Raw genomic sequence first — 20967 nt, 5'->3', positions numbered from 1 at the left:
CGGGGACTACGGCCAGACTCTGGAGTCGGTGGCGAACAGCTGGGCGGGGCTCTGCACCGGGACGACGCAGAGCAGATGCCCGCCCGGCGCCCGCAGGATCTTGTGCCCGCCGTGGTCCGTGACGAGCGTCGCGCCCGCCGCCAGCAGCCGCTCGGTCTCCGCCGCGACGTCGTCGGTCTCGATGTCCACGTGGTAGCGCGGCTGATCGTCGACCGACTGGACGACCATGGCGAGCCCGGTGACCCCCTCGATCCCGGTGTACTCCGGCTCGTCCGGCGACCGGCGGGTCGGCCCGCCCAGCGCCGCGGTCCAGAACCCCACGGCCGCCTCGGCCTCCGCGGCCGGGGTATCGATCAGCACTCCGAACAACCGGCTTCGATGCATGATCCGACTTTAGGCGTAAAGCCCGTCGAGCACCGCCCGGTAACGCTCCTCGATCACCCGCCGGCGCAGCTTCAGGGACGCGGTCAGCTCGCCGTTCTCGACGCTCAGCGGCTGATCGAGGACGGCGAATTTCTTCACGGTCTCCCACGAGTTGAGCGTGCCGTTGAGCCGGTCGACGCAGTCCTGCAACTCCGCCCGCAGCACGTCCGACCGGGCGACCGAGCCGCTGTCCAGGCCGTGCGCCGCGGCGAACTTCGCGGCCTCGTCCGGATCGAGGTCGATCAGCGCGGTGATGTACTTGCGCTTCTCGCCGTGCACGACGAGCTGACCGGCCAGCGGGCAGATCGCCTTGAACCGCGACTCCAAGGTCTGCGGCGCCACGTACTTCCCGTTCGACGTCTTGATCAGGTCTTTCTTGCGGTCGGTGATCCGCAGCGACCCGGCCGGCGTGATCTCGCCGATGTCGCCGGTGTGCAGCCACCCGTCGACCAGGACCGCGGACGAGTCGAGCCCGTGGTAGCCCTGCATCAGGCCGGGCCCGCGCAGGAGGATCTCGCCGTCGCCGGCGATCCGGACGGCGGTTCCCGGCAGCGGCATGCCGACCGTGCCGTACTCCGGGCGGTCCGGCCGGTTGAAGATCGTCGTCGCGCAGGACTCGGTGAGCCCGTAGCCCTCCGCGATCGGCAGCCCGATCGCGCCGAACCAGCGGGCGATGTCCGGGGAGAGGGCGGCCGCGCCGGAGATGAAGAACCGCATCCGTCCGCCGAACCGGGCGCGGACCTTCGCCAGCACGAGCCGGTCGGCGATCCGGAACCGCAGCCCGGACCGGCGCTCCGAGGCCACCCCAACTGCCCAATTCAACAGCAGCTTTTGTACGCCGGTAGCCGCGCTCACCGCCGCGTAGACCTTCTCGAAGATCCGCGGCACGGCCGGCATGATCGTCGGCCGGACCTCGCCGAGCCGCCGCACGATCCGGCCGACGTCCCCGTCCACCGCGAAGGCGAAGCCGACCGACAGCTGGCAGCTGAGCAGCGCCTTGCCGAACGCGTGCGACAGCGGCAGCCACAGGTAGCCGAGGTCGTCGGGGCGCACGATGCCCATCGCCCGGATCGCCAGGCCCTGGTAGATCCACGCGCGGTGGGCGACCCGCACGCCCTTGGGCAGCCCGGTGGTGCCGGAGGTGTAGATCAGCGTGGCGAGGTCGTCGGGCCGGACCGCCGCCACGGCCGCGTCCACGGTCTCCGGCGAGCCCAGTTCGCGCAGTTCGGCGAGGGTGATCGCGCGCGGGTCGGCGCCGCTGATCAGCACGGCGCGTTCCACCGGCGTACCGGGAAATAAGATCTTGGAAAGGTGTGTGGGGTCCTCGACGATCGCGAAACGGCTGCCGGAATCGGTCAGGATGTGCGCGACCTCGTCCGCCGAGGAGGATGGGTAGACGGTGGTGGTCGCGCCGCCGGCGCACATCACGCCGAAGTCCGCCTCGATCCACTCGACGCGGGTGCCGCTGGCGATCGCGACCCGGTCCTCCGGCCGCAGCCCGAGCGCGAGCAGCCCGGCCGCGATCTCGGTGACCGCCCGCGCGGTCTGCGCCCAGGTCTGCTCCCGCCAGCCGTCCGGCCCGGGTCGCAGGTAGGCGACGGCGTCCGGCTGCTCCGCCGCACGCTGCAGGAACATTGCCCCGAACGAGGCCGGCTCGTGCTCCTGGAGCGCCGCCAGGGTCGCTTCCTCCGCGGCCGGCGCGGTACACGTCTGCGTCATTGTCGGTCCTCCACCATCCGGGTCAGCCAGGTCGAGAGCTCCGGCGCGAGGGCCGTCAGGTCCGGCTCGCCGCCGCTGTCCAGCGCGTCCGACGCGATCTGCCGCAGGGCGTAGATCGCGCCGACGTAGGCGCTCAGCGGCGCGCCGGCCGCGTCACCGCGCAGATCACGAACGGTCACCGCGAGCCGCTCGATCGCCTCGCGGCGGCGCTGCCGCGCCGGCCGCCCGAGGGCGTCCATCTCCACCTGGAAGGCCCGGGCCGCGACCCGGTCACTGTTCAGGACGCGGAGGTACGACGTGACGAAGCCGCCGACCGCACCGTCCCCGGGCTCGGTGGTCAGCCGGGCCAGGAACACCTCGATGAACCGGTCGTACGCGGCGTAGACGCAGGTGTCCTTGTCGGCGAAGCACTCGTAGAACGCGGCCCGGGACACCGCCGCCCGGGCGCAGATCTCCCGCACCCCGAAGCCCCGGTAGCCCTCGCCGGCGAGCAGCTCGGTCGCGGCGATCAGCATCTTCTCCCGCTGGGCGGCGACGATCCGCTCGCGGGGCAGCTCGTGCCGGCCGCGCGGCAGGGCGGCCGGGGTCGTGAAGACGACGCCGCTGGCGATCCGGTCCGGCACGGGCGGGGGTCCCATCTGAGTACGCGTTGTTACTCGAACCTTCGCACGCCGTTCCGGCGTCACCCGACAAGTCCTCCGCCGCGAACCGGCAGGATGGTCGTGTGGAGACGGATCTGGAACTGGCCCAGCGGGCCGCACTGACCGGCGCCGCCGAGGCGCTCCGCCATTTCGCGGTGATCGCCGACCTGCCGCAGGAGACGAAGAAGGACGGCTCGGTGGTGACCGTCGCCGACCGCGCGGTGGAGACCGTGATCCGGGAGGTGCTGACCGCGGCGCGACCGGGCGACGCGATCCTCGGCGAGGAGCACGGCGAGACGGCGACCGGGAACGGCCGCCGGTGGATCATCGACCCGATCGACGGGACCGCGCTGTTCGTCCGGGGCGACAACCGGTGGCTGGTGCTGATCGCCCTGGAGGTGGACGGGGTGGTGACGACGGGCGTGCAGGTCGTCCCGGCGCAGGGGGTCGCCTGGTGGGCACAGCGCGGCCAGGGGTCGTACCGGGGACGGGTCTTGAATGATCGTCTCGTCGAGGCGGAGCGGATCCGGGTGGCGGGCGCGCCGGCCGGGATGGGCGAGGCGCGGCTGGGGGTGGTGCCGATCGACTGGGGGCGCGAGGTGGCCGCGTCGCTGATCGCGGTGGCCGACGAGCGGCCGTGGCCGGTGCATCCGCCGCTGCTGGTGGCCCAGGGCGACCTGGACGTGGCGGTGCAGACCGGCGGGGAGATCTGGGACTTCGCGGCCAGCTCGGTGATCATCCCGGAGGCGGGTGGGGTGTTCCGCGGGCTCGCCGGGCAGACCGGGCCGGACCGCGGGCCGTTCGTCTTCGCGAGCAGTCCGGAACTGCTCGACGAGGCGCTCGGCATCCTTCGAGGGCAGAACGCGCAAATCGCTCATTAGGCCGATAAAGCGGTCGTATCGTGATCCGGATTTGCTTCCACCTTGAATGGAGTGATCCGTGATCCCCTCGCCCCTCCGCCGGCGTCATCGCTGGCTCGGTGCCGTCGGCGCCGCCGTCCTGCTGCTCGGCGGGACGGCGGCCTGCGGCGGTGACGACGCGACCGACGAGACGGCCACGCCGGTCGCGTCGGCGACCGTCAAGTCGTACGAGAAGAGCGTCGCCGGGGTCGTCGAGGCGTCCACCGCGTTCCTGGACACGCTGAGCAGCGACGAGAAGACGGTCGCCCAGCTGGAGTTCACCCAGGCGAAGGCGGTCGCCTGGTCGAACCTGCCGTGCGGCTCGACGTGCCGGCCCGGCGTGATGTTCGGCGACCTGACCGACGCGCAGGTGGCGGCCGGCAAGAGCGTGCTGATGACCGCGCTCGGCACCGGGACCGGGACCGGCTACGAACGGATCCTGCAGATCTTCGCGGCGGACGGCTACCTCGGCGGGGTGCAGGCCAGCGGCGGGAGCAGCGCGGGCCCCGGCGGTGGGATGTCCGGCGGTCCCGACGGCGGGATGCCGGGCGGCTCGGGTGGCCCGCCGGCCGGCATGTCCGGCGGTCCCGGTGGGATGTCCGGCGGCCCGGACGCCTCCGGCGGCACCGACAGCGGGGGCGGTGGGCTGGGCGGCTACGACTCCGGCAACTACTACCTGGCGTTCCTCGGCACGCCCAGCGTGACCGGCACCTGGCAGCTGCACTTCGGCGGGCACCACCTCGCGGTGAACCTGACCTTCAAGGACGGCAAGGTCGAGGGCGCGACCCCGTTCCACGTCGGCGTCGAGCCGACCAGCTGGACCGACACCGACGGCACCACGCACGCGCCGCTGCTGGACATGAAGAACGCGATGGTCGCCATGCTCGCCGGGCTGAGCAGCGCGGAGCAGACCAAGGCGAAGATCGCCGCGACGTACTCCGACATCGTGCTCGGCCCCGGCTCCGACGGGAAGTTCCCGGCGACGAAGGAGGGCCTGGTCGCGAGCGGCCTGACCGCCGCCCAGAAGCAGCTGATCCTGAACGCGATCAAGCCGTGGGTGGTCAACGCCGACGACGCGACCTCGGCGACGCTGATGAGCACGTACGAGTCGGAGCTCGACAAGACCTACGTCGGCTGGTCCGGGCACACCACGATGACGAACCACGCCGACTACGTCCGGGTCGACGGGCCCAGCGTCTGGGTCGAGTTCGTCTGCCAGAACGGCGTCGTGATCCAGAACCAGATCCACTACCACACCGTCTACCGGGACCACACCCGCGACTACGGCGGCGAGTTCACCTTCTCATGATCCGTGCCGGGCTCCTCGCGGTGACCGGGCTGGTGGCGCTCCTCTCCGGGGCGTCGCCGGCGTCCGCGCACCCGATGCCGCACAGCGTGGTGACCCTGGACGTGCACGGGTCGTCGGTCACGGCGTCCCTGCAGATCCCGGCGACCGCGGACTTCGTGCTGGCCAGCGGCGTCGACCCGGGCTCGACCGAGCGGGTGCGCGACTATCTGGCCGCGCACCTGCACCCGGCCGCGCTGGACGGGCGGCCGTGGCGGGTCGCGCTCGGCGCGGTCCGGCTCGGGGCCGCCGAGCAGACCGGGACCGGGCCGTACCGGGAGCTGCTGGCAACCGCGACGCTGACCCCGCCGCCCGGCGGCGACGTCCGGCACTTCCGGCTGGGCTACGACGCGGTCATCCACCAGGTGATCACGCACACCGTGCTGGTCTCGGTCCGCGAGGACTGGGCCGCCGGAAAGGTTGGGGAGTCGGCGGCCGGGCAGGTCGGTGTGATCGCCGTCGACACCCGGACGATGACCGTTCCTGATCTCACCGTGGACCTCGGTGGCGGCAGCGCGTGGCGCGGCTTCCTGGCGATGTTCCGGCTCGGCGGACGGCACATCGCCGAGGGCACCGACCATCTGCTGTTCCTGCTCGTCCTACTGCTCCCGGTGGCGCTCCGGACACACCGAAAACGCTGGCGAGGGTACGTCGGAGCCGGTCGCGCGGCCCGCCGGATCGGTGCCGTGACCTGCGCGTTCACCGTCGGGCACTCGATCGCGCTGGCGGCGTCCGCGCTGGGCCGGGTGAGTCTGCCGGCCTGGCCGGTCGAGGCGTTCATCGCGGCCAGCATCCTGATCGGCGCGCTGCACGCCGTCCGGCCGCTCTTCCCGGAGCGGGAAGCCCTGGTCGCGTGCCTGTTCGGGCTCGGGCACGGGCTGGCGTTCTCGTTCACGCTCGCCGAGATGGGGCTCTCCACCGGGCAGCTCGCGATCAGCCTGCTCGGGTTCAACCTCGGGATCGAGGTGGTGCAGCTGCTGCTGGTCGGGCTGGCGCTGCCGGTGCTGATCGTGGCGGCGCGGCTGCCGGTGCAGCCGGTGCTGCGGCTGACCGGGGCGGGGGTGGCCGCGGTCGCGTCGGCCGGGTGGCTCGCGGATCGGCTGGGCCGGCCGAACCCGGTGGCGGCGACGGCGGACCGGATCGGCGGGCACACCGTGCTGCTGGTTACCGGGCTGGTGCTGGTCGCGGTGCTGTCCGGGGCCTGGGCGCTGCTGGTGGTGAGGCGGCAACCCGCCACCAGCAGCGCTGCCTAGGACCGCCCGTCCCAGGAGCGCTTCCTAGGACCGTCCGTCTCGGGAACGCTTCCTAGGACCGTCCGTCCCAGGAGCGCCGCCCAGGAGTGCGGGTCCCAGGAGCGCTTCGGTGGTTCCTGGGACCCGCGCTCCTATGACGTGCGGGGCGTGGGCTCACTCCGTACCGAAGCAGGGGTTGCCTCGGCGAGCGGACGCCAGGCCGCGGCAGTGACCGCGACCATCGCGAACGCCGCGATCCAGAACGGCGTGGTGACCGCCCAGAGCTGGGTGAGCACCGCGCCGAGCAGCCAGCCGAGCGCGGCGCCGCCGGTCTCCAGGAGGCCGAAGACGCTGCCGACCCGGCCGCGCAGCTGATCAGGAACGGTCCGCTGCCGGATGGCCGAGACCAGCACGCCCCAGACCATGGTGTGCACCCCGAAGATCACGATGACCCCGCCGGCGAGCACCGGGTTCGTCGTGAGCGCGAGGGTGAGATGCGTGCCGACCTCGACGATCAGGCCGGCCCGCAGGACCGTCGCGGTGCCGAAGCGGCGGGCCAGGCGGGCCGCGAACCCGGCGCCGGCCAGACCGCCCACGGCGAACGTGGTGAGCAGGAAGCCGTAGCCGACATCGGTCAGGCCCAGGCGTTCCCGGGCATAAAGGATGAAGACCGCGAACGCCGCGCAGAACGCGATGTTCGCGACGCCCATCGCGACCGCGAGGACGCGCAGCAGCCGATGCCGCCACAGCCAGCGCAGCCCCTCGGCGATCTCCATGCGAAGCGGAACGGCCTTGTGCCGGGATTTATCGGACGTTTCGGGTGCCTCGCCGGGTGGCCCGGCGATTCCGGCGATCAGCACCGCCGCGACCACGAACGACACCGCGTCGAGCCCGAACGGCACCGCCGCCGCGACGCCGTAGAGCCAGGCGCCGAACGGTTTCGCCACGAACTGGTTGGCGATCGTGAACGTGGCGCCCAGCCGGGCGTTGGCCCGTTCCAGATCCGCCGGCGCGACCGTGGCCGGCAGCAGCGCCCCGTAAGCGGTGTCGGCGAGCGTCTCACCGACGCCGAGCAGGAACGACGCCAGGTAGATCAACGGCACCGACACGTGTCCGGAAGCGATCACCACGGCGAGCCCGCCGAGGACGCCGCCGCGCAGCAGGTTGACCACCACGACCAGGCGGCGCCGGTCGAGCCGGTCCACGAACGCGCCGCTGATCAGCGAGAACAGCAGCCAGGGGAGTTGGGCGGCGAACGCGCCGCCGGCGATCAGCGCGGGATCGTCGCTGACGGTGGCGAGCAGCAACGGGCCGGCCACCATGGTGACCCCGTCGCCGAGATTGGAGATCGCGGTAGCGGTCCACAACCGAGCGAAGGGGGTGAAAAGGGCATGCAAAGGGGCTCCTCAAGCCAAGGATCGACGGTCAGCGAGGACCGCCCGCGGCGAGGAGGCGCCTTACGACGTCAGACGGCGCGCCCTCGCGGCGAAGCGGCGACCGTGTCCAGGTGGAGGCGCATGCTCAACCCCTTTTGCATAGACGAACGTGCCGGGGCAGCCTAACGCCGCCCCGGCAGACGCGCGCCCGAATAACGGTCAGGCGGCGTAGGTGTTCAGGAACGCCAGCAGGTCCTCGCCCAGCTGCACCTTGTGCGTCTCGGTGATGCCGTGCGGGGCACCGGCGTACACCTTCAGCTCGGCGCCCTTGACCAGCGCGGCGGACGCCTTGCCACCCACCTCGAACGGCACGACCTGGTCGTCGTCGCCGTGGATGACCAGCGTCGGGACGTCGAACTTGGCCAGGTCACCGCGGAAGTCGGTGGCCGAGAACGCGGCGATGCTCTCGTACGTGTTGTGGTGCCCGCCGGTCAGGCCCTGCTGCCAGAACGCGTCCTTGGCGGCCTGCGAGACCTCGATGCCGTGGTTGGCGCCGAAGAACGGGCCGGCCGCGAAGTCCTGGTAGAGCTGGCCGCGGTCCTTGAGCGAGCCCTCGCGGATGCCGTCGAACACCTCGATCGGCAGGCCGCCCGGGTTGTCCTCGGTCTTGAGCATCAGCGGCGGCACCGAGGAGACGAGCACGGCCTGCGCGACGCGGGCGGTGCCGTAGTTGCCGATGTAGCGGGAGATCTCGCCGCCACCGGTGGAGAAGCCGATCAGGGTGACGTCGCGCAGGTCGAGGTGCTCGATCACGGCGGCCAGGTCGGCGGCGTAGGTGTCCATCTCGTTGCCGGTCCAGGTCTGGTCCGAGCGGCCGTGCCCACGACGGTCGTGCGCGATCACCCGGTAGCCGTTCTGCGCCAGGAACAGCTGCTGCGCCTCCCAGCTGTCCGCGTTCAGCGGCCAGCCGTGGCTCAGCACGACGGGGCGGCCGGTGCCCCAGTCCTTGAAGTAGATGTTGGTGCCGTCGGAGGTGGTCACGAAGCTCATGGGGATCCTCTCGGGGAGCCGCGCGCCGGGCGGCGCGGCCGTACTCCCATGCAATCAAAGCCGCCGCCTCCGGACCACGCAGAACAATACGCAGAACCATTCCTGCGTACGGGCGGTGTCAGGCCAGCACCTCCAGGGCCGCCCGGGCCAGCTCCTGCAGGCGGCTGTGCTGGAAGTCCTCCAGCAGCTCGTTCGCGATCCGGACGGACGGGCGGGCCGCCTCCCGGGAGCCCAGCGCGAGCCGGGCCCGGCCGATGATCAGGTGCGCCTCGGCCCGGTAGCCGGGGTAGCCGAACTCGTCGGTGTCCGGCAGCACCCGCTCGGCCTCGCGCAGCGCCTCGGTCCAGCGGCCCAGCATGGTCAGCGCCTCGGCCCGGGTGAGACGCGCGTTGATCCGGGCGCCCAGCTCCGGCCGGTGCGCGACCGGCCGCGCCTCGATCTCGCGCAGCGCCTCGGTGCACTCGGCGATCGCCTCCTCGGTGCGGCCCAGCTCGTTGAGGGCGCGGCCGATCCCGGAGCGCAGCATCACGTAGCCGTCGTGGTCGTCGACCGAGTCGGCGAGGTCGGCGGCGCGCAGGTACACCGGGTACGCCTTGTCCGGGACGCCGGCGTGCCGCCACGCGTCGCCGGCGTAGCGCAGCGCCCAGGCCTGCTCCTTGACGTCGCCCAGCTCGACGGCGACCCGGTGGGCGTCCATCGCGATCCGGGCGCCCTCGTCCGGGCGGCGGGCGCACTGGGTGGCCGCCCAGGAGAAGTAGTTGATGTGGGTGACCTCCTGCCGCCGGTCCGGCAGTTTCGCGGCGGCGGCGGCGGAGAGGGCGTAGACGTCGTACCAGTAGCCGGCCCGGACGTACTTGTCCGAGTACCAGTGCATCGCCTCGGCGACGTCCACGACCAGCTGGTACTGCCCGCCGCGGAACGCCGCGTTCAGGGCGCCCAGCCAGTTGCGCCGCTCGGCCTGCAGCCAGGCGTCCGCCTCCTCGGCGGTGGCCAGCGGGATCGAGCCGGCCCAGGTCTCCGGGAGGCAGCCGTAGCCCGGCTCGAACCAGCGGCCGGCGACGACCGCGGTCTCCAGCAGCCAGTCGCTCATCTTCTTCGCGGTCGCGGCCCGGGTGCCGGCCGGCTCCTCGATCCGCAGCCGCTCCTCGGCGAACAGCCGGATCAGGTCGTGGAACCGGTACCGGTCCGGCCCGGACTGCTGCAGCAGCCCCAGGTCGACCAGCTCGTCCAGGCCGTCCGCGACGTCGTCGGGGTGGGCGCCGGTGAGCACCGCGCCCAGGGTGGCCGCGAAGTCCACGCCGGGCACGTGCGCGAGCCGCCGGAACAGCTCGCGGGCCGGCTTGGTGAGCTGCGCGTGCGAGAGCGCGAACGCGGTGGCCACCCCGAGGTCGCCGGTGGTCAGGTTGGCCAGCCGCCGGTCGGCGTCGGCGAGCCGGGTGACCAGGTGCTCGACCGTCCAGGCCGGGCGGGTGGCCAGCCGGGTGCCGGCGATCCGCAGGGCGAGCGGCAGGTGCCCGCAGAACCGGGCCACCGCCTCCACCTCGGCGGCCGCGCGCGGGTCGGCGGCCTGCACCGCGATCGCCCGCAGGAACGCGGCCGACTCGTGCGGGGCGAGCGGGGCCAGCGCGATCCGCTCCACCCCGTCCAGCCCGCTCAGCACCCGGCGGCTGGTGACCACGGCCAGGCTGCCGCCCTCGGCCGGGAGCAGCGGCCGGACCTGGGCCTCGCTGCCGGCGTTGTCCAGGACGAGCAGGCAACGGCGCTCGCCGAGGACCGCGCGCAGCTGGCTGGAGCGTTCGTCGTCGGTCTCGCTGATCCGCCGGGAGCTGACCTCGAGGGCGCGCAGCAGCCGGACCAGCGCGTCGCCGACCGCCATCGGCTCCGCGTCGGTGCCGCGCAGGTCGAGGTAGAGGACGCCGTCGGTGTAGCGGTCGCGGAGCTGGTCGGCGAGCCGTACGGCGAGCGCGGTCTTGCCCAGCCCGGGCTGCCCGTGCACGACGGCGACCGGGGCCGGGCCGAGCCCGGCGAGGGCGTGCCGGCGCAGCCGGTCCAGCTCGTCGGCGCGGCCGACGAAGTCGTTGATCGCGCGGGGCAGCTCGCACAGCCGGGGCCGGCCGGCCGACTGGCCGCGCTGCTGGCGGGCGGTGTCCTCGAGGCCCGGGCCGAGGACGTCGGTGAGCGCGACCAGGGTCCGCGCCTGCGGGGCCCGGCTGTGCCCACGCTCCATGTCGCTGATCGCGCGGGCGCTCACCCCGGACGCCTCGGCGAGCTGTTCCATGGTCAGTCCCGCGGCCCGTCGTAAGTCCCTCAACCTGCTACCGAACTCCGACACCGGCACACCCAAACACATCCGGACGCGACCGCGCAGCGGCGGACATCACGCGACTCACCGGAGGCGATCGGTATGGCTCCATATATCGATATCGATCGTTGTCTTTCGTAGGGTCGGGGCATGCTGATGAAACGAGTCGCCGCCGTCCTGGTGTTCGTGTTCGCGCTGGCCTGGGCCACTCCGGCGCACGCCGCGGCCCGGGTGCTCTACTACGACGCCAGTCAGGCACAGGAGTTCGTCGCCGTGGTCAACCAGGGCGCGCAGATCTGGAACAGCAAGGTCACCAACGTCCGCCTGGAACCCGTGCCGGCCGGGAAAACCCCCAACATCCGGGTGTACGCCGACAACGGCTGGCCGCGCACCTACACGTCCTCGCTGGGCAACGGCTACTGGTACATGGGCCGGGAAGCGGTGAACGACGGCTACTACAAGCCGCGGATCGCCGCGCACGAGTTCGGCCACATCCTCGGCCTGCCGGACCGCCGCACCGGCCTGTGCAGCGATCTGATGTCCGGCAGCAGCGCCCCGGTGAGCTGCACGAACGCGAATCCGAGCAGCACCGAGGCGGCCACCGTCAACCGGCTGTTCGGCACCTCGGTAGCGGTGCCGGCCGGCTACTTCACGTTCACGGAGCGTGCAGCGTAAGCGTGGTCCAGACCCCGACGTGGACCTGGTCGCCGTCCTTGAGGGCACGGGACTGCCCCGCGGTCAGCGGCTGGTCCTCGTCGTTTATGTACGTCCCGTTGGTCGACCCCAGGTCGGTGACCAGCCACTCGCCGTCGATGTTCAGGGTGAGCAGCGCGTGGTTGTGCGAGGTGCCCGGGTCGGTGTCGGCCAGGTCGATCTCCGGGCTGGTGCCCTTCGTGGTGCTCCCGCGCCCGATCCGGACCTGCGGCGGGACCAGCGTGACGATCCGCTCGCCGGTGTCGGCCGGGAACGTCACGCCCTCGACCTCGTTCAGCGCGAAGTACGCCGCGTCCGCGAACAGCGTCGCGGTCCACTCCCCGGCCGGCTCCTCGACCACCGGCAGCACCTCGGTGAGCTGCGGCATCTTGCCGGTCGTGTGGTCGTACCCGCAGTCCTCGCAGAACCGGGCGGACCCGGCGCGCGGGGTGCCGCAGTGCGGGCACTCCTCGCCCTTGGGGACCGGCGGCGTGTCGACGAGCGTGGGAGCCGGGGCGTCCGCCGCCCCGCCGATCCGCGCCCCGCACGTGTCGCAGTAGTCCGCCTCGGTCGAGGCATGCCCGTTCGGGCAGGTGAACGAGCTCACTGGGACCGCCCGACCCGGACCGTCTTGGTGCTCTGGGTGTCCAGGGCCATCTCGTCGGCCGCGTTGACCTTGCGCCGCAGCCGGACCGTGCCGGTCGCCGCGTCCTCGATCTCGACCACCTTGGCGAGCAGCTCCTCGGTCGCCTTGTTGCCGCTGGCGTGGGCGAGCTGCGCGGCCCGGCCGAACTTGATCGTCGCGGTCCGCTCGTCGCCGGCCTCGCGGGCGACGATGCCCTCCTGGATCGCGTCGGCCAGCTCGGCCTGCCCGGTGTAGTGCGCGACCTGCCGGTTGATCCGGGTGGACAGCGCGGTGTCCTCGGTCCAGACCGCCCGGACCAGGCTCTGCGCGTGCACCGTGTCGCCCTCGACCACCGAGATCCGGGCGGCCAGCATCTCGTCGCCGGACTTGCCGGCCGGCACGTCGACGCAGACGTGGTAGTCGCGGCTCTCCTGGCCCCACGAGCCCAGTGGGTAGCGCGCCGCGCGTGGCCCGTCCTCGACCCGCTTGCCGGTCAGGTCCTGCACCTGCGGCTCGACCTGCTTGACGAAGCGGACCTTGGCGTTCACCGGCGTCCAGACCTTGAGCTGCACGTCGGCGCTGGTCTTGCCCATCGCTTCGGTGATCATCTGCTCGAACGCGAAGATCAGCCCCTCCGGGCGGGCCACGATGTCGACCGTGCCCAGCATCGTGTCGGTGATCTTGCGGACCTCGGCCACCTTCCAGTTGACGCCGACCCCGCGGGCGTCGACCCGGAACCGGCCGGCGATCTGCTGCAGGACGCTGTCCAGGTAGCCGAACCGCTCGCCGTTGTCGCCGTCGGTGAGCAGGATGCAGTGCTTGATGTCGCCCGGGCGCTGCTCGAACAGCTGGGCGGCGAGCAGCAGCCAGGCGCCCATCGCGGTGCCGCCGCTGGCCTGCAGCCGGTCGATGGCGCGCACCGCGTCGGCCCGCGACAGCGTCGACGAGACGGCGAGCTGACCCGGGTCCGGATAGAGCTGCTGGGCGGTGCTCACGCCGGCGATGATGGCGAACCGGACGCCGTCGTCGATCGCGTTCACCGCGGCCTTGGCGGCCTGGCGGGCGTTCGCCATCCGGCCCTCGGCCTGCATCGATCCGGACGCGTCCACGATGATGATCTCGGTGGCCTCGGCGGTCCGGCGACCACCCTCACCACCCGACGAGGTGACCGTGACGATCGCGTTCACCTCGCTCGCCCCCATGGCGAGATACTCGTTCTGGAAAGCCTCGGCGCTGTAGGACACAGAAGACTCCTTATGCTTCGCTGGGCTCGTTGTCGCTGGTCGCGGACTTGATGGGCTGGGTCTCGGCGTCGCTTTCGGCGTCCGCCTCGGGCAGGGGGTGGACCGGCACGATGGCCACCGTGATGTTGTCGGCGCCGCCGGCCGAGTTCGCGTACGTCACCAGCGCGCGCGCCGCCTCGAGCAGCGGCCGCGGGCCGGTCGCCAGCTTCAGCGCCGACCGCACCGCGTCGCCGAAGTCGGCCGGATCGGTCAGGTAGTTCCACAGCCCGTCGCTGCAGAGCACCAGGTGACCGGGGGTGCGCGCGGTGAACGCGCCGATGTGCGGCAGGATCGGCCCGGCGTCCGCGCCCAGCCAGGCGGTGATCGCGTGCGCCTTCGGGTCGTTCATCGCGACCCGCGGGTCGGCGCCCATCGCGATCACGTGCCGGGCCCACGAGTCGTCCTCGGTGAGCTGCTCGGCCGGACCGGCGGCGGTCACCCAGTAGGCGCGGCTGTCGCCGACCCAGCCGAAGCCGACGTGCGGCCCGCGGACCGCGGCGGCGACGATCGTGCACGCCGGGTTCGAGGCCCGGCGGCGCGGGTCGCCGCCGTCGACCAGGGTGGCCACCGACTGGCCGGCGCCCTGGATCGCCATGCCGACCACCTCGGCGATCGGCAGTGCCGGGTCCGGCGGCTCCGCCGCGAGATCCACCGTCGCTTCCGGTCCGCCGATCGCTTCCGGCTGGTCCTTTGCTTCCGGTTCGTCCGATTGCGACGGTACGGCGGTGGCCGCGTCGACCCCGGTCGCGTCGCTCGTCCCGCCGGCGTCGGCGGTCTCGTCCCGTGGGGTCGGGTCGGCCGGGTGCGGGGCCCGGGCGAGCAGCTCGCCGGCCGTCTTCGCGGCGATCTCCGAGGCCACGTCCGGGTCGAACGACGACGAGACGCCGTCGCAGACCACGATGTCGGCCGCGTCCGCCCCGACCGCCAGCCACATCGCGTCCTCGTTGCGGTGGTGACGCCGGCCCCGGTCGCTGACCGCGGCCGCGACCACGTCACCGTCCGCCTCGGTGTGGTCGCGCGGGCGCCCGGCGAGCAGGCCGCACTCCTCGCAGTAGCCGTCCGTGTCGACGGCGCCGGTGGCACCGCAGTTCGGGCAGTCCCGGCCGGTCCGGCGGGCGGGGGCTGCGTCCGTACCGTCAATCGAAGCGGCCTCGCCGGAGGACGGACCGGCACCGGACAGCGGACCGTCACCCGCGGGTTTGTCGGCGGCTTCGCCGGCGGTTGCTGAATTCGCGGCTTCGCCGACGGCCGTCTCGTTCAGCAGGCGACCGCAGGCCTCGCAGAACGAAGCGCCGGAGGCGCGCCCCTCAGCACAGGAGTCGCACTCGGTCAGAATCAACTTGCCTTCTCTCTCCGGCGGTGCCATCAGGTGCTTCTCAGGTGCGCGTGCGCGGCCGGGCCGCGTTCGCCAGGTCGACCAGGCGGATCTTGTCCGATCCGTGCGCGGCGCGGGCCATCTCGCGATAGGCGTCCTCCAGCGCGAACCGCACGTCCTTCTCCCCGGTGTCGCCGGTCTTGGCACCCCCGAGCACCGCCGCCGGAATCTTGAAACCGCCGCGCAGCGACGTCAGCGCCTGCTCCAGCAGCTCGGCGCGGAGCTCGGCGAGCTGCGCCCGCTCCACCTCGAGCCGTTCGATCAGCGCCGCCGCGTCGGCCAGCGACTTCACGTCGACCTGGGCCACCGGATGCGCGCGGACCAACGCCCGCACCGCGCCGACCTGGGAGATCGCGTAGGCCGAGGAGGTGCCCGGCACCCGCTGGTAGGCCTCCACCGCGCCGGCCCGGTCGCCGTTCGCGAGCCGGCAGCGGGCCAGCCCGGCCGCCGCCGTGGTGTAGGCCGGATCGGTGCGGCTGACCACGTCGTAGTAGCCGGCCGCGGTCTTGTGCTGCCCGGCCAGCTCCTCGGCGAAACCCATCGCCAGCTGCGGCGCGAGCTCGCCCGGCAGCGCCGCCCAGACCGCGTCGAACCGGGACAGCGCCGCCGCCCAGTCCTGGTTCGCCAGCGCGAGCAGGCCGTCGTACCAGGCCAGCCGCCAGTCCTGGCCGTCGACCGCGGCGAACCGCTCGCGGGCCTGCTGCGCGTCGCCGAAGAAGCCGTGCCGCGCGGCCAGGTCGATCTCCGCCCGCATCGCCCGCAGCCGCACCTCGGTGGTCTCCTGCGGGGCGTGCTTGAGCAGGGCCAGCACCTCGGCCGGATCGGTCACGGTGATCGAGGCGAGGAAGCCGGCCGCCGGGTCGGTCAGGTCGATCAGCGGGGTCGGCAGGTCCTGCCAGCGCGGCGCGTCCGACTTCAGATCGGTGCGCAGCTCGCCGGTGAACACCTTGGAGGCGGCCGGCTTCGGGGCGCCCTGCGCCGCGACGACCTGGCGGAGCACGCCGAGCATCTGCTCCTGCATCTCGGCCGAGTCCACGAACCGGTCGTCCGGGTGCGGGCGGGTGGCCCGGTCGACCAGCCGGTAGAACGCCTCGTGCTGCTGGTAGACCTCGAACGAGTCGCGGTCCGGCAGGGTCTCCTTGAACGTGCTCTGGTAGCCGCGGAAGTCGGTGGTCAGCACGGCCAGGGTGCGGCCGATCGTGTACAGGTCGGAGGCGATCGACGGGCCGTCGGTGGCCATCTCCGGGGCCTGGAAGCCGACCGTGCCGTAGATCGCCGCCTCCTGGTCGTCGATGTGCACGACGCCGCCGAGGTCGATCAGCTTCATCTGGTCACCGGACTGGATCACGTTGTCCGGCTTGAAGTCGCAGAAGATCAGGCCCCGCTCGTGCAGGTAGGCGAAGGCCGGCATGATCTCGATCAGGAATTCCAGGGCCTGGTCCAGCGGCAGCGGGTCGGCGTCCCCGCCGTTGGCGTCCCGGCGCTGCTTGAGCATGTCCTTGAGCGACTTGCCGCCGACGTACTCCATCACGATGTAGCCGGCGCCGTCGTGCTCGACGAAGTTGTAGATCTTGACGATGTTCGGGTGCTCGACCTCGGCCAGGAACCGCTGCTCGGCCAGCGCCGCCGCCAGGGCGTCCTCGTCGCTGGAGTTGAGCAGGCCCTTCATCACCACCCAGCGCCTCGACACGTTCAGGTCGACGGCCAGGTAGACCCAGCCCAGACCGCCGTGGGCCAGGGCGCCGGCCACCTCGTACTGCCCGCCGACGACGTCGCCCTTGACCAGCTTCGGGGTGAAGTTGAAGCTCTCGCCGCAGTGCGGGCAGAAGCCGGAGGTGCGGCCCGGGCGGTCCCCGCGCGAGCGGCCGACCGGGTTGTTGCACTTGGCGCAGTAGCGCTTGGACTCCGGGACCTCGGGGTTCGCCATCAGGGTGCTGGCCGGGTCGACCTTGGCGATCGGGGCGATCTCGACCAGGCCGCTGCCGAAGCGGCGGCTCGAGCCCGTGCGGCCGCTGCCGCGGCGACTTCCCCCGGTACGGGTGGACAGCGCGCCGGTGCCGGTGGTGCGGGACGAGCTCTGGGTCTCGGTTCGTTGCTTCGGGACCTGGGGCTGGCTCTTCGGGGTGTTCTGCGGAGCTTTGTCCACCGGGGCCAGGCCGCAGGTGTCGCAGTAGCCGTCCTCGATGGTGCCGTCGCAGCCGTCGCGACGGCACTTGCCGGTGGGCTTTTGCGCGATTTGCGGCGCGCTGGCCGTCTGGGCGATTTGCGCCGATTGTTCGGTTTTGGCTGGTTGCTCGGTTTTGGCCGGGGCGAGCCCGCAGGTGTCGCAGTAGCCGTCTTCGATGGTCCCGGGACAGTTCCGCTGGCATTTCATGACCGGGCATCCCTCGCGATCGTGGCGGTGAGCAGTTCCTGATACGCGTTGACGGCCGTGCGGGCCTGCTCCAGCTCGCACGGCGCGGTGTGCAGCAGAGTGCGGGCCCGGTCGGCGAGCGGGGACAGCCGGGCGTGCTCGCCCAGCCCGTGCCGCAACGCCTTCGCCTGGTAGGCGCTGAGCCGGCCGCGCAACTCGTCCCGATCGGCGAGCAGCCGCTCGTTGTGGGTGCGGACCACGGCGAGCGCGGCCAGCCGCTCCCGCGCCTCCCGGGACCACTTGGCCAGCCGCGGGCTGATCAGCGCCCACTGCCCGGCCGCCGCGAGCGCCTCGACCGCGGCCAGATCGGGACGCAGGCTCAGCGGGCGGACCGCGGCGACCTGCGCCGGCGGGAACCGGCCGTCGACCCGGTCACGGGCCTCCCGCGCGGCGCGTTCCGCCTGGTCCAGCTCGTCGGCCGTGGCGCGGGCCGCGGACAGCCGCCGGTTGAGCGAGTCCCGCAGCTCGATCGCCGAGGTGCGCTCCGCGTCGGCCCGCGCGATCAGCTCCCGTACCCGGGCCAGGACCGACGGGTCCGCGCCGAGCGGGTCGCCGGCCAGCGTGCCGGTCAGGTCACCGAGCAGCCGGTCGGCCTGGTTCAGCAGCGCGGCCGGGGCGCCCGCGTCCCGCGCCCGCTTCAGCGACGCCGCCACGTCGCCGGCCGCCGGGAGCAGCCGCTGCCAGGCGTCCGCGGCCCGGGTCGCGACGTCGATCGCGACCGTGAACGAGCGCTCCATCGCGGCCAGCAACTCGGCCGGCGAGCAGGTCGTGGTGATCTGGCCGGCGCCGAGCAGCCCGCGCTGGGCCAGCGGCACGGTGGTGGTGGAGAGCAGGATCGACGGGCCGAGCACCTCGTGCACGAACTTCGCCCGGTCGCTGTCGCTGAGCCGCCGCTGCGTGCGCAGCGACTGGGCCCGCGCGATCGACTCGGACAGCATCCGGAAGCCGTCCCAGAGCGTGCCCATCGCGACGCTCGCGTCCGCCCACTCGGTGGCGGTGCGGCCGGTCAGGGTGGTGCTGTCCAGGTCGTGCCGGGCCGGGAGCTGGTCGAGCTCGACGAGGTTGCGCGACATGGCCTCCACCGCGGTCTCGAGGCGGGCCAGTTCGGCGTCGGCGGGGGCTACCGAAGGAGCCGTCATTGGTACTGCGCCGCCGGTGGCTGCGGGGCCTTGCCGCCCAGCCACCGCTCGTAGGTCTTCGCCCAGGTCCCGTCCTGCCGGGACTTCTCCAGCACCGCGTTGACGAACCGGGTGAACTCCGGGTGCTGCTTGCTGATCGCCATCCCGTACGGCTCCTGGGTGATTCGGTTGCCGATCACCTTCGCATACGGGTCCTGGGCCTCCATCCCGGCCAGGATGGTGTCGTCGGTGGAGATGGCGTCCACCTCGTTCTGCTGGAACGCGACCAGGCAGTCCCCGAAACTCGGCTTCGCGACCGCGATCGGCGGCGGGTTGCTGTTCACCTTGCCGATGTTGTCGTACGACGTCGAGCCGGTCGCCGCGCAGATCCGCTTGCCGCCCATCTCCTCGATGCTCTTGGCCGTCGAGTCCTTCTTGACCAGCACCTTCTGCCCGGCGTCGTAGTAGATCGAGGAGAAGTCGACGTCCACCTTGCGGGCGCAGTTCACCGTCATCGTGTCGGCGACCAGGTCCACGTCGCCCTTGAGCACGGCGTTGACGCGTTGGTCGTACCCAATGACCTTGATCTGTAGTTTGTTCGGGTCGCCGAAGATCGCCTGGGCCACCATCCGGCCCATGTCCACGTCAAACCCCTCGACCTTGCCGTTGAACGGATTGCGGGAGCTGAACAACAACGTGTCCTGGCTGGTGCCGAGGATCACCCGGCCCCGCTTCTTGATCTCGGCCATCCAGGTGCCGGCCGGCATCTGGCCCGGCGCCGGCAGTGCGCCGGTCGGGCGCAGGCTGGCCCGGGGGTTGCAGCTCGGCACCGCTGGCTTCGAGGTGCCGGACGAATCCGCGCCGCCCGCGCTCGCGCCGGGCTTGGGGGTGGGACTGGCCGCGTCGTAGCGCGGCGACGAGTCACCGGCGCAGCCGGCCGCGCCGAACAGCAGGGCCACCACGACCGCGATCGGGGCCAGACGGGTTCGCATCATCACCGGTACTCCTCCAGGCGGGCGCGGATGCCGACGGCGGCGAGGGCGCAGGCGCCCAGCGCGAGCAGCGGGCCCAGCACGGTCAGCAGGTCCAGCCAGTCGCCGGCGTCGCCGATCTCCTGGGTGAACGCGCCCTTACGGTCGTCGATCGCGCTGTCCAGCGTCGTCGTCAGCGCGGCGAACTTCGTGGTCGCGTCGTCGCTGATCGCCTTCGCGACCGCGCCGTCGTAGTCCCCGTCCTGGTCCAGCTTGCGCACCTGGGCGTGGATCGCGAGATAGGCCTGGTGCTGGTCGTCGGCCTGCTCGGCGAACGCCCGCGCGTCGGCCAGCCGGACATCCTCGAAGTCGACCGACTGGCTGGCCCGGGTGAAGTCCGCCTCCTTGTCGTCCGAGCCGTGCGCGGCCAGCGTCAGCGCCTCGTCGGCCCGCTCGGTCAGCACCAGGATCCGGATCTGGGCCAGCGCCTCGACCGGCCGGGAACCCTGCACGGCGGCGTCGCTCAGATGGTGGCGCTGGTTCGCGAAGAGCGTCACGGTCATCAGCGCCAGCAGCGCGAACAGGCCGGTCGCGGCGACCAGCGGGACGTTGAACGTGCGGTGCGTGGTGCGGCTCAGGTAACCCTGGCTCCAGAGCAGCGCGACCCCCAGCGACACGACCAGCACCAGCAGCAGGATCAGCCACCACGAGCTGCGGGCCGCGTCGTAGCCCGAGTCGATCTCGTCGGTGGCGATCTTGAACAGCGCCTGCGCCTGCGGCTGCAACGTCCCCCGGTTCAGCTGGGAGGCGGCCGACAGGTACGACGCGCCGAGCGGGAGGCCCTGGCGGTTGTTCGCCCGGGCGGTCGCGACCAGCGCCGAGTACTTCGCGATGCCGGTGGCGAGCGCCTCGACCGCGCGGCTCGCCTCGCTGCCGTCCGGCACCAGGCGGGCCGCGCTGGTCAGCGACGTGCCGGCCCGGGCCAGGTCGTCGTTGTAGCGATCGGTCAGCTTGGTCGGCTCCAGCCCGCCGGCCAGGAACGCCTGCGCGGCCGTGGTGTCCGCCTCGGCCAGCGCCGAATAGATCGACTCGGCCTCGACCAGCAGCGGCTGGGCGCGGTCGCCGAGATTGGCGGTGCCGGCGCTCGCGGCGTGCGCGGTCAGGGCGGTGACCAGGCCGGTGAGCAGGCCCAGGGTCAGCAGGGCGGCGAGGATCAGCTGCAGGCGGCCGGGGGAGGTGTGGCGCAGGGCGGTGACCCGGCGTACGACACCACTGGACGGCGGGCGGTAGGCCGTGGTCGGCGGGGTCCGTTGCGCCAGGGCTGTGGTCACGCTTGCCTCCTGTACGCCGGGGTGCCTGCCCGTCCACTGTGCGTCACCGATGCAAGCGATCATCGGTCCGGCTCGGTGGTGGGGCGCCCCGTCGCGTATTGCTCTGCCGGGTTGCTGGGGGGTCTTGCCTTGCTCGCTCTTTCGCCGCGCTGCTCGCTGCTCGTTGCTCGT

Annotated in this window: 17 protein-coding genes; 4 read left to right on the top strand and 13 right to left on the bottom strand. The window is 72.4% G+C overall.

The features are described 5' to 3' along the window. Nucleotides 1-6: 6 nt before the first annotated feature. The 3 genes from L3i22_RS37185 to L3i22_RS37175 are packed head-to-tail and all read right to left on the bottom strand — an operon-like array spanning nt 7 to nt 2780. Nucleotides 7-384, bottom strand: coding sequence for a VOC family protein (locus L3i22_RS37185; protein ID WP_221322146.1), 378 nt, complete (start codon nt 382-384; stop codon nt 7-9). A gap of 9 nt (nt 385-393) precedes the next feature. Beyond that, nucleotides 394-2142: a long-chain fatty acid--CoA ligase gene (locus L3i22_RS37180; protein WP_221322145.1), complete on the bottom strand. Its 1749-nt coding sequence runs from the start codon at nt 2140-2142 to the stop codon at nt 394-396. Next, nucleotides 2139-2780, bottom strand: coding sequence for a TetR/AcrR family transcriptional regulator (locus L3i22_RS37175; protein ID WP_221322144.1), 642 nt, complete (start codon nt 2778-2780; stop codon nt 2139-2141). The genes L3i22_RS37180 and L3i22_RS37175 overlap by 4 nt, the downstream gene beginning before the upstream one ends. Nucleotides 2781-2866: 86 nt before the next feature. Here L3i22_RS37175 and L3i22_RS37170 point away from each other — a divergent pair, with 86 nt between their 5' ends. From L3i22_RS37170 to L3i22_RS37160, 3 genes are read left to right on the top strand one after another with little or no spacing between them, the layout of a single operon-like run. Continuing rightward, entirely contained in the window at nt 2867-3664 is a 798-nt protein-coding gene (locus L3i22_RS37170; RefSeq protein WP_221322143.1) for an inositol monophosphatase family protein, read from the top strand. Nucleotides 3665-3722: 58 nt separating this feature from the next. Next, nucleotides 3723-4991 carry a DUF3500 domain-containing protein gene (locus tag L3i22_RS37165; protein ID WP_255657456.1) on the top strand — a complete coding sequence of 423 codons (1269 nt, stop codon included), beginning with the start codon at nt 3723-3725 and terminating at the stop codon, nt 4989-4991. Continuing rightward, nucleotides 4988-6280 carry a HupE/UreJ family protein gene (locus L3i22_RS37160; RefSeq protein ID WP_221322142.1) on the top strand — a complete coding sequence of 431 codons (1293 nt, stop codon included), beginning with the start codon at nt 4988-4990 and terminating at the stop codon, nt 6278-6280. Before L3i22_RS37165 ends, L3i22_RS37160 begins: the two co-directional genes overlap by 4 nt. Before the next feature lie 131 nt (nt 6281-6411). Here L3i22_RS37160 and L3i22_RS37155 read toward each other — a convergent pair whose 3' ends face one another. From L3i22_RS37155 to L3i22_RS37145, 3 genes are all read right to left on the bottom strand, one after another. Next, nucleotides 6412-7626 carry an MFS transporter gene (locus tag L3i22_RS37155; protein ID WP_255657455.1) on the bottom strand — a complete coding sequence of 405 codons (1215 nt, stop codon included), beginning with the start codon at nt 7624-7626 and terminating at the stop codon, nt 6412-6414. A 228-nt stretch (nt 7627-7854) separates the two neighbouring features. Further along, entirely contained in the window at nt 7855-8685 is an 831-nt protein-coding gene (locus L3i22_RS37150; protein WP_255657454.1) for an alpha/beta fold hydrolase, read from the bottom strand. Nucleotides 8686-8803: 118 nt separating this feature from the next. Next, nucleotides 8804-11035: a helix-turn-helix domain-containing protein gene (locus L3i22_RS37145; RefSeq protein WP_255657453.1), complete on the bottom strand. Its 2232-nt coding sequence runs from the start codon at nt 11033-11035 to the stop codon at nt 8804-8806. Between the two features lie 102 nt (nt 11036-11137). On the opposite strand from L3i22_RS37145, the gene L3i22_RS37140 reads away from it, so the two are divergent. Then, the gene (locus L3i22_RS37140) at nt 11138-11662 is read left to right on the top strand and encodes a snapalysin family zinc-dependent metalloprotease (protein WP_221322138.1); all 525 of its coding nucleotides are present in this window, start codon (nt 11138-11140) and stop codon (nt 11660-11662) included. Here L3i22_RS37140 and L3i22_RS37135 read toward each other — a convergent pair. From L3i22_RS37135 to L3i22_RS37105, 7 genes are read right to left on the bottom strand one after another with little or no spacing between them, the layout of a single operon-like run. Beyond that, complete coding sequence (locus tag L3i22_RS37135; protein WP_221322137.1) at nt 11643-12287, bottom strand: FHA domain-containing protein; 645 nt, start codon at nt 12285-12287, stop codon at nt 11643-11645. The two genes, L3i22_RS37140 and L3i22_RS37135, sit on opposite strands and share 20 nt — an antisense overlap. Next, nucleotides 12284-13549: a VWA domain-containing protein gene (locus L3i22_RS37130; protein ID WP_221322136.1), complete on the bottom strand. Its 1266-nt coding sequence runs from the start codon at nt 13547-13549 to the stop codon at nt 12284-12286. Before L3i22_RS37130 ends, L3i22_RS37135 begins: the two co-directional genes overlap by 4 nt. A 10-nt stretch (nt 13550-13559) precedes the next feature. Next, entirely contained in the window at nt 13560-14927 is a 1368-nt protein-coding gene (locus L3i22_RS37125; protein WP_221322135.1) for a PP2C family serine/threonine-protein phosphatase, read from the bottom strand. A gap of 37 nt (nt 14928-14964) precedes the next feature. Beyond that, the gene (locus L3i22_RS37120; protein WP_221322134.1) at nt 14965-17337 is read right to left on the bottom strand and encodes a serine/threonine-protein kinase; all 2373 of its coding nucleotides are present in this window, start codon (nt 17335-17337) and stop codon (nt 14965-14967) included. Further along, the gene (locus L3i22_RS37115) at nt 17334-18515 is read right to left on the bottom strand and encodes a hypothetical protein (protein WP_221322133.1); all 1182 of its coding nucleotides are present in this window, start codon (nt 18513-18515) and stop codon (nt 17334-17336) included. Before L3i22_RS37115 ends, L3i22_RS37120 begins: the two co-directional genes overlap by 4 nt. Further along, the gene (locus tag L3i22_RS37110; RefSeq protein WP_255657452.1) at nt 18512-19489 is read right to left on the bottom strand and encodes a glutamate ABC transporter substrate-binding protein; all 978 of its coding nucleotides are present in this window, start codon (nt 19487-19489) and stop codon (nt 18512-18514) included. The genes L3i22_RS37115 and L3i22_RS37110 overlap by 4 nt, the downstream gene beginning before the upstream one ends. Further along, on the bottom strand, nt 19489-20796 hold the full coding sequence (locus L3i22_RS37105) for a hypothetical protein (protein ID WP_221322132.1): 1308 nt from the start codon (nt 20794-20796) through the stop codon (nt 19489-19491). Before L3i22_RS37105 ends, L3i22_RS37110 begins: the two co-directional genes overlap by 1 nt. Between the last annotated feature and the right edge of the window lie 171 nt (nt 20797-20967).

Origin of the sequence: Actinoplanes sp. L3-i22, assembly GCF_019704555.1 — a bacterium.
GTDB lineage: Bacteria > Actinomycetota > Actinomycetes > Mycobacteriales > Micromonosporaceae > Actinoplanes.
Note: the sequence above shows the minus strand (reverse complement) of the source record. Positions and strands in the feature narration are given on the sequence as shown.

Coding starts and splice junctions, on each gene's coding strand:
- L3i22_RS37160 (WP_221322142.1), top strand. CDS start 4,988: ATGATCCGTGCCGGGCTCCTCGCGGTGACCGGGCTGGTGGCGCTCCTC.
- L3i22_RS37150 (WP_255657454.1), bottom strand. CDS start 8,685: ATGAGCTTCGTGACCACCTCCGACGGCACCAACATCTACTTCAAGGAC.
- L3i22_RS37185 (WP_221322146.1), bottom strand. CDS start 384: ATGCATCGAAGCCGGTTGTTCGGAGTGCTGATCGATACCCCGGCCGCG.
- L3i22_RS37175 (WP_221322144.1), bottom strand. CDS start 2,780: ATGGGACCCCCGCCCGTGCCGGACCGGATCGCCAGCGGCGTCGTCTTC.
- L3i22_RS37145 (WP_255657453.1), bottom strand. CDS start 11,035: ATGTGTTTGGGTGTGCCGGTGTCGGAGTTCGGTAGCAGGTTGAGGGAC.
- L3i22_RS37140 (WP_221322138.1), top strand. CDS start 11,138: ATGCTGATGAAACGAGTCGCCGCCGTCCTGGTGTTCGTGTTCGCGCTG.
- L3i22_RS37120 (WP_221322134.1), bottom strand. CDS start 17,337: ATGAAATGCCAGCGGAACTGTCCCGGGACCATCGAAGACGGCTACTGC.
- L3i22_RS37110 (WP_255657452.1), bottom strand. CDS start 19,489: ATGATGCGAACCCGTCTGGCCCCGATCGCGGTCGTGGTGGCCCTGCTG.
- L3i22_RS37180 (WP_221322145.1), bottom strand. CDS start 2,142: ATGACGCAGACGTGTACCGCGCCGGCCGCGGAGGAAGCGACCCTGGCG.
- L3i22_RS37115 (WP_221322133.1), bottom strand. CDS start 18,515: ATGACGGCTCCTTCGGTAGCCCCCGCCGACGCCGAACTGGCCCGCCTC.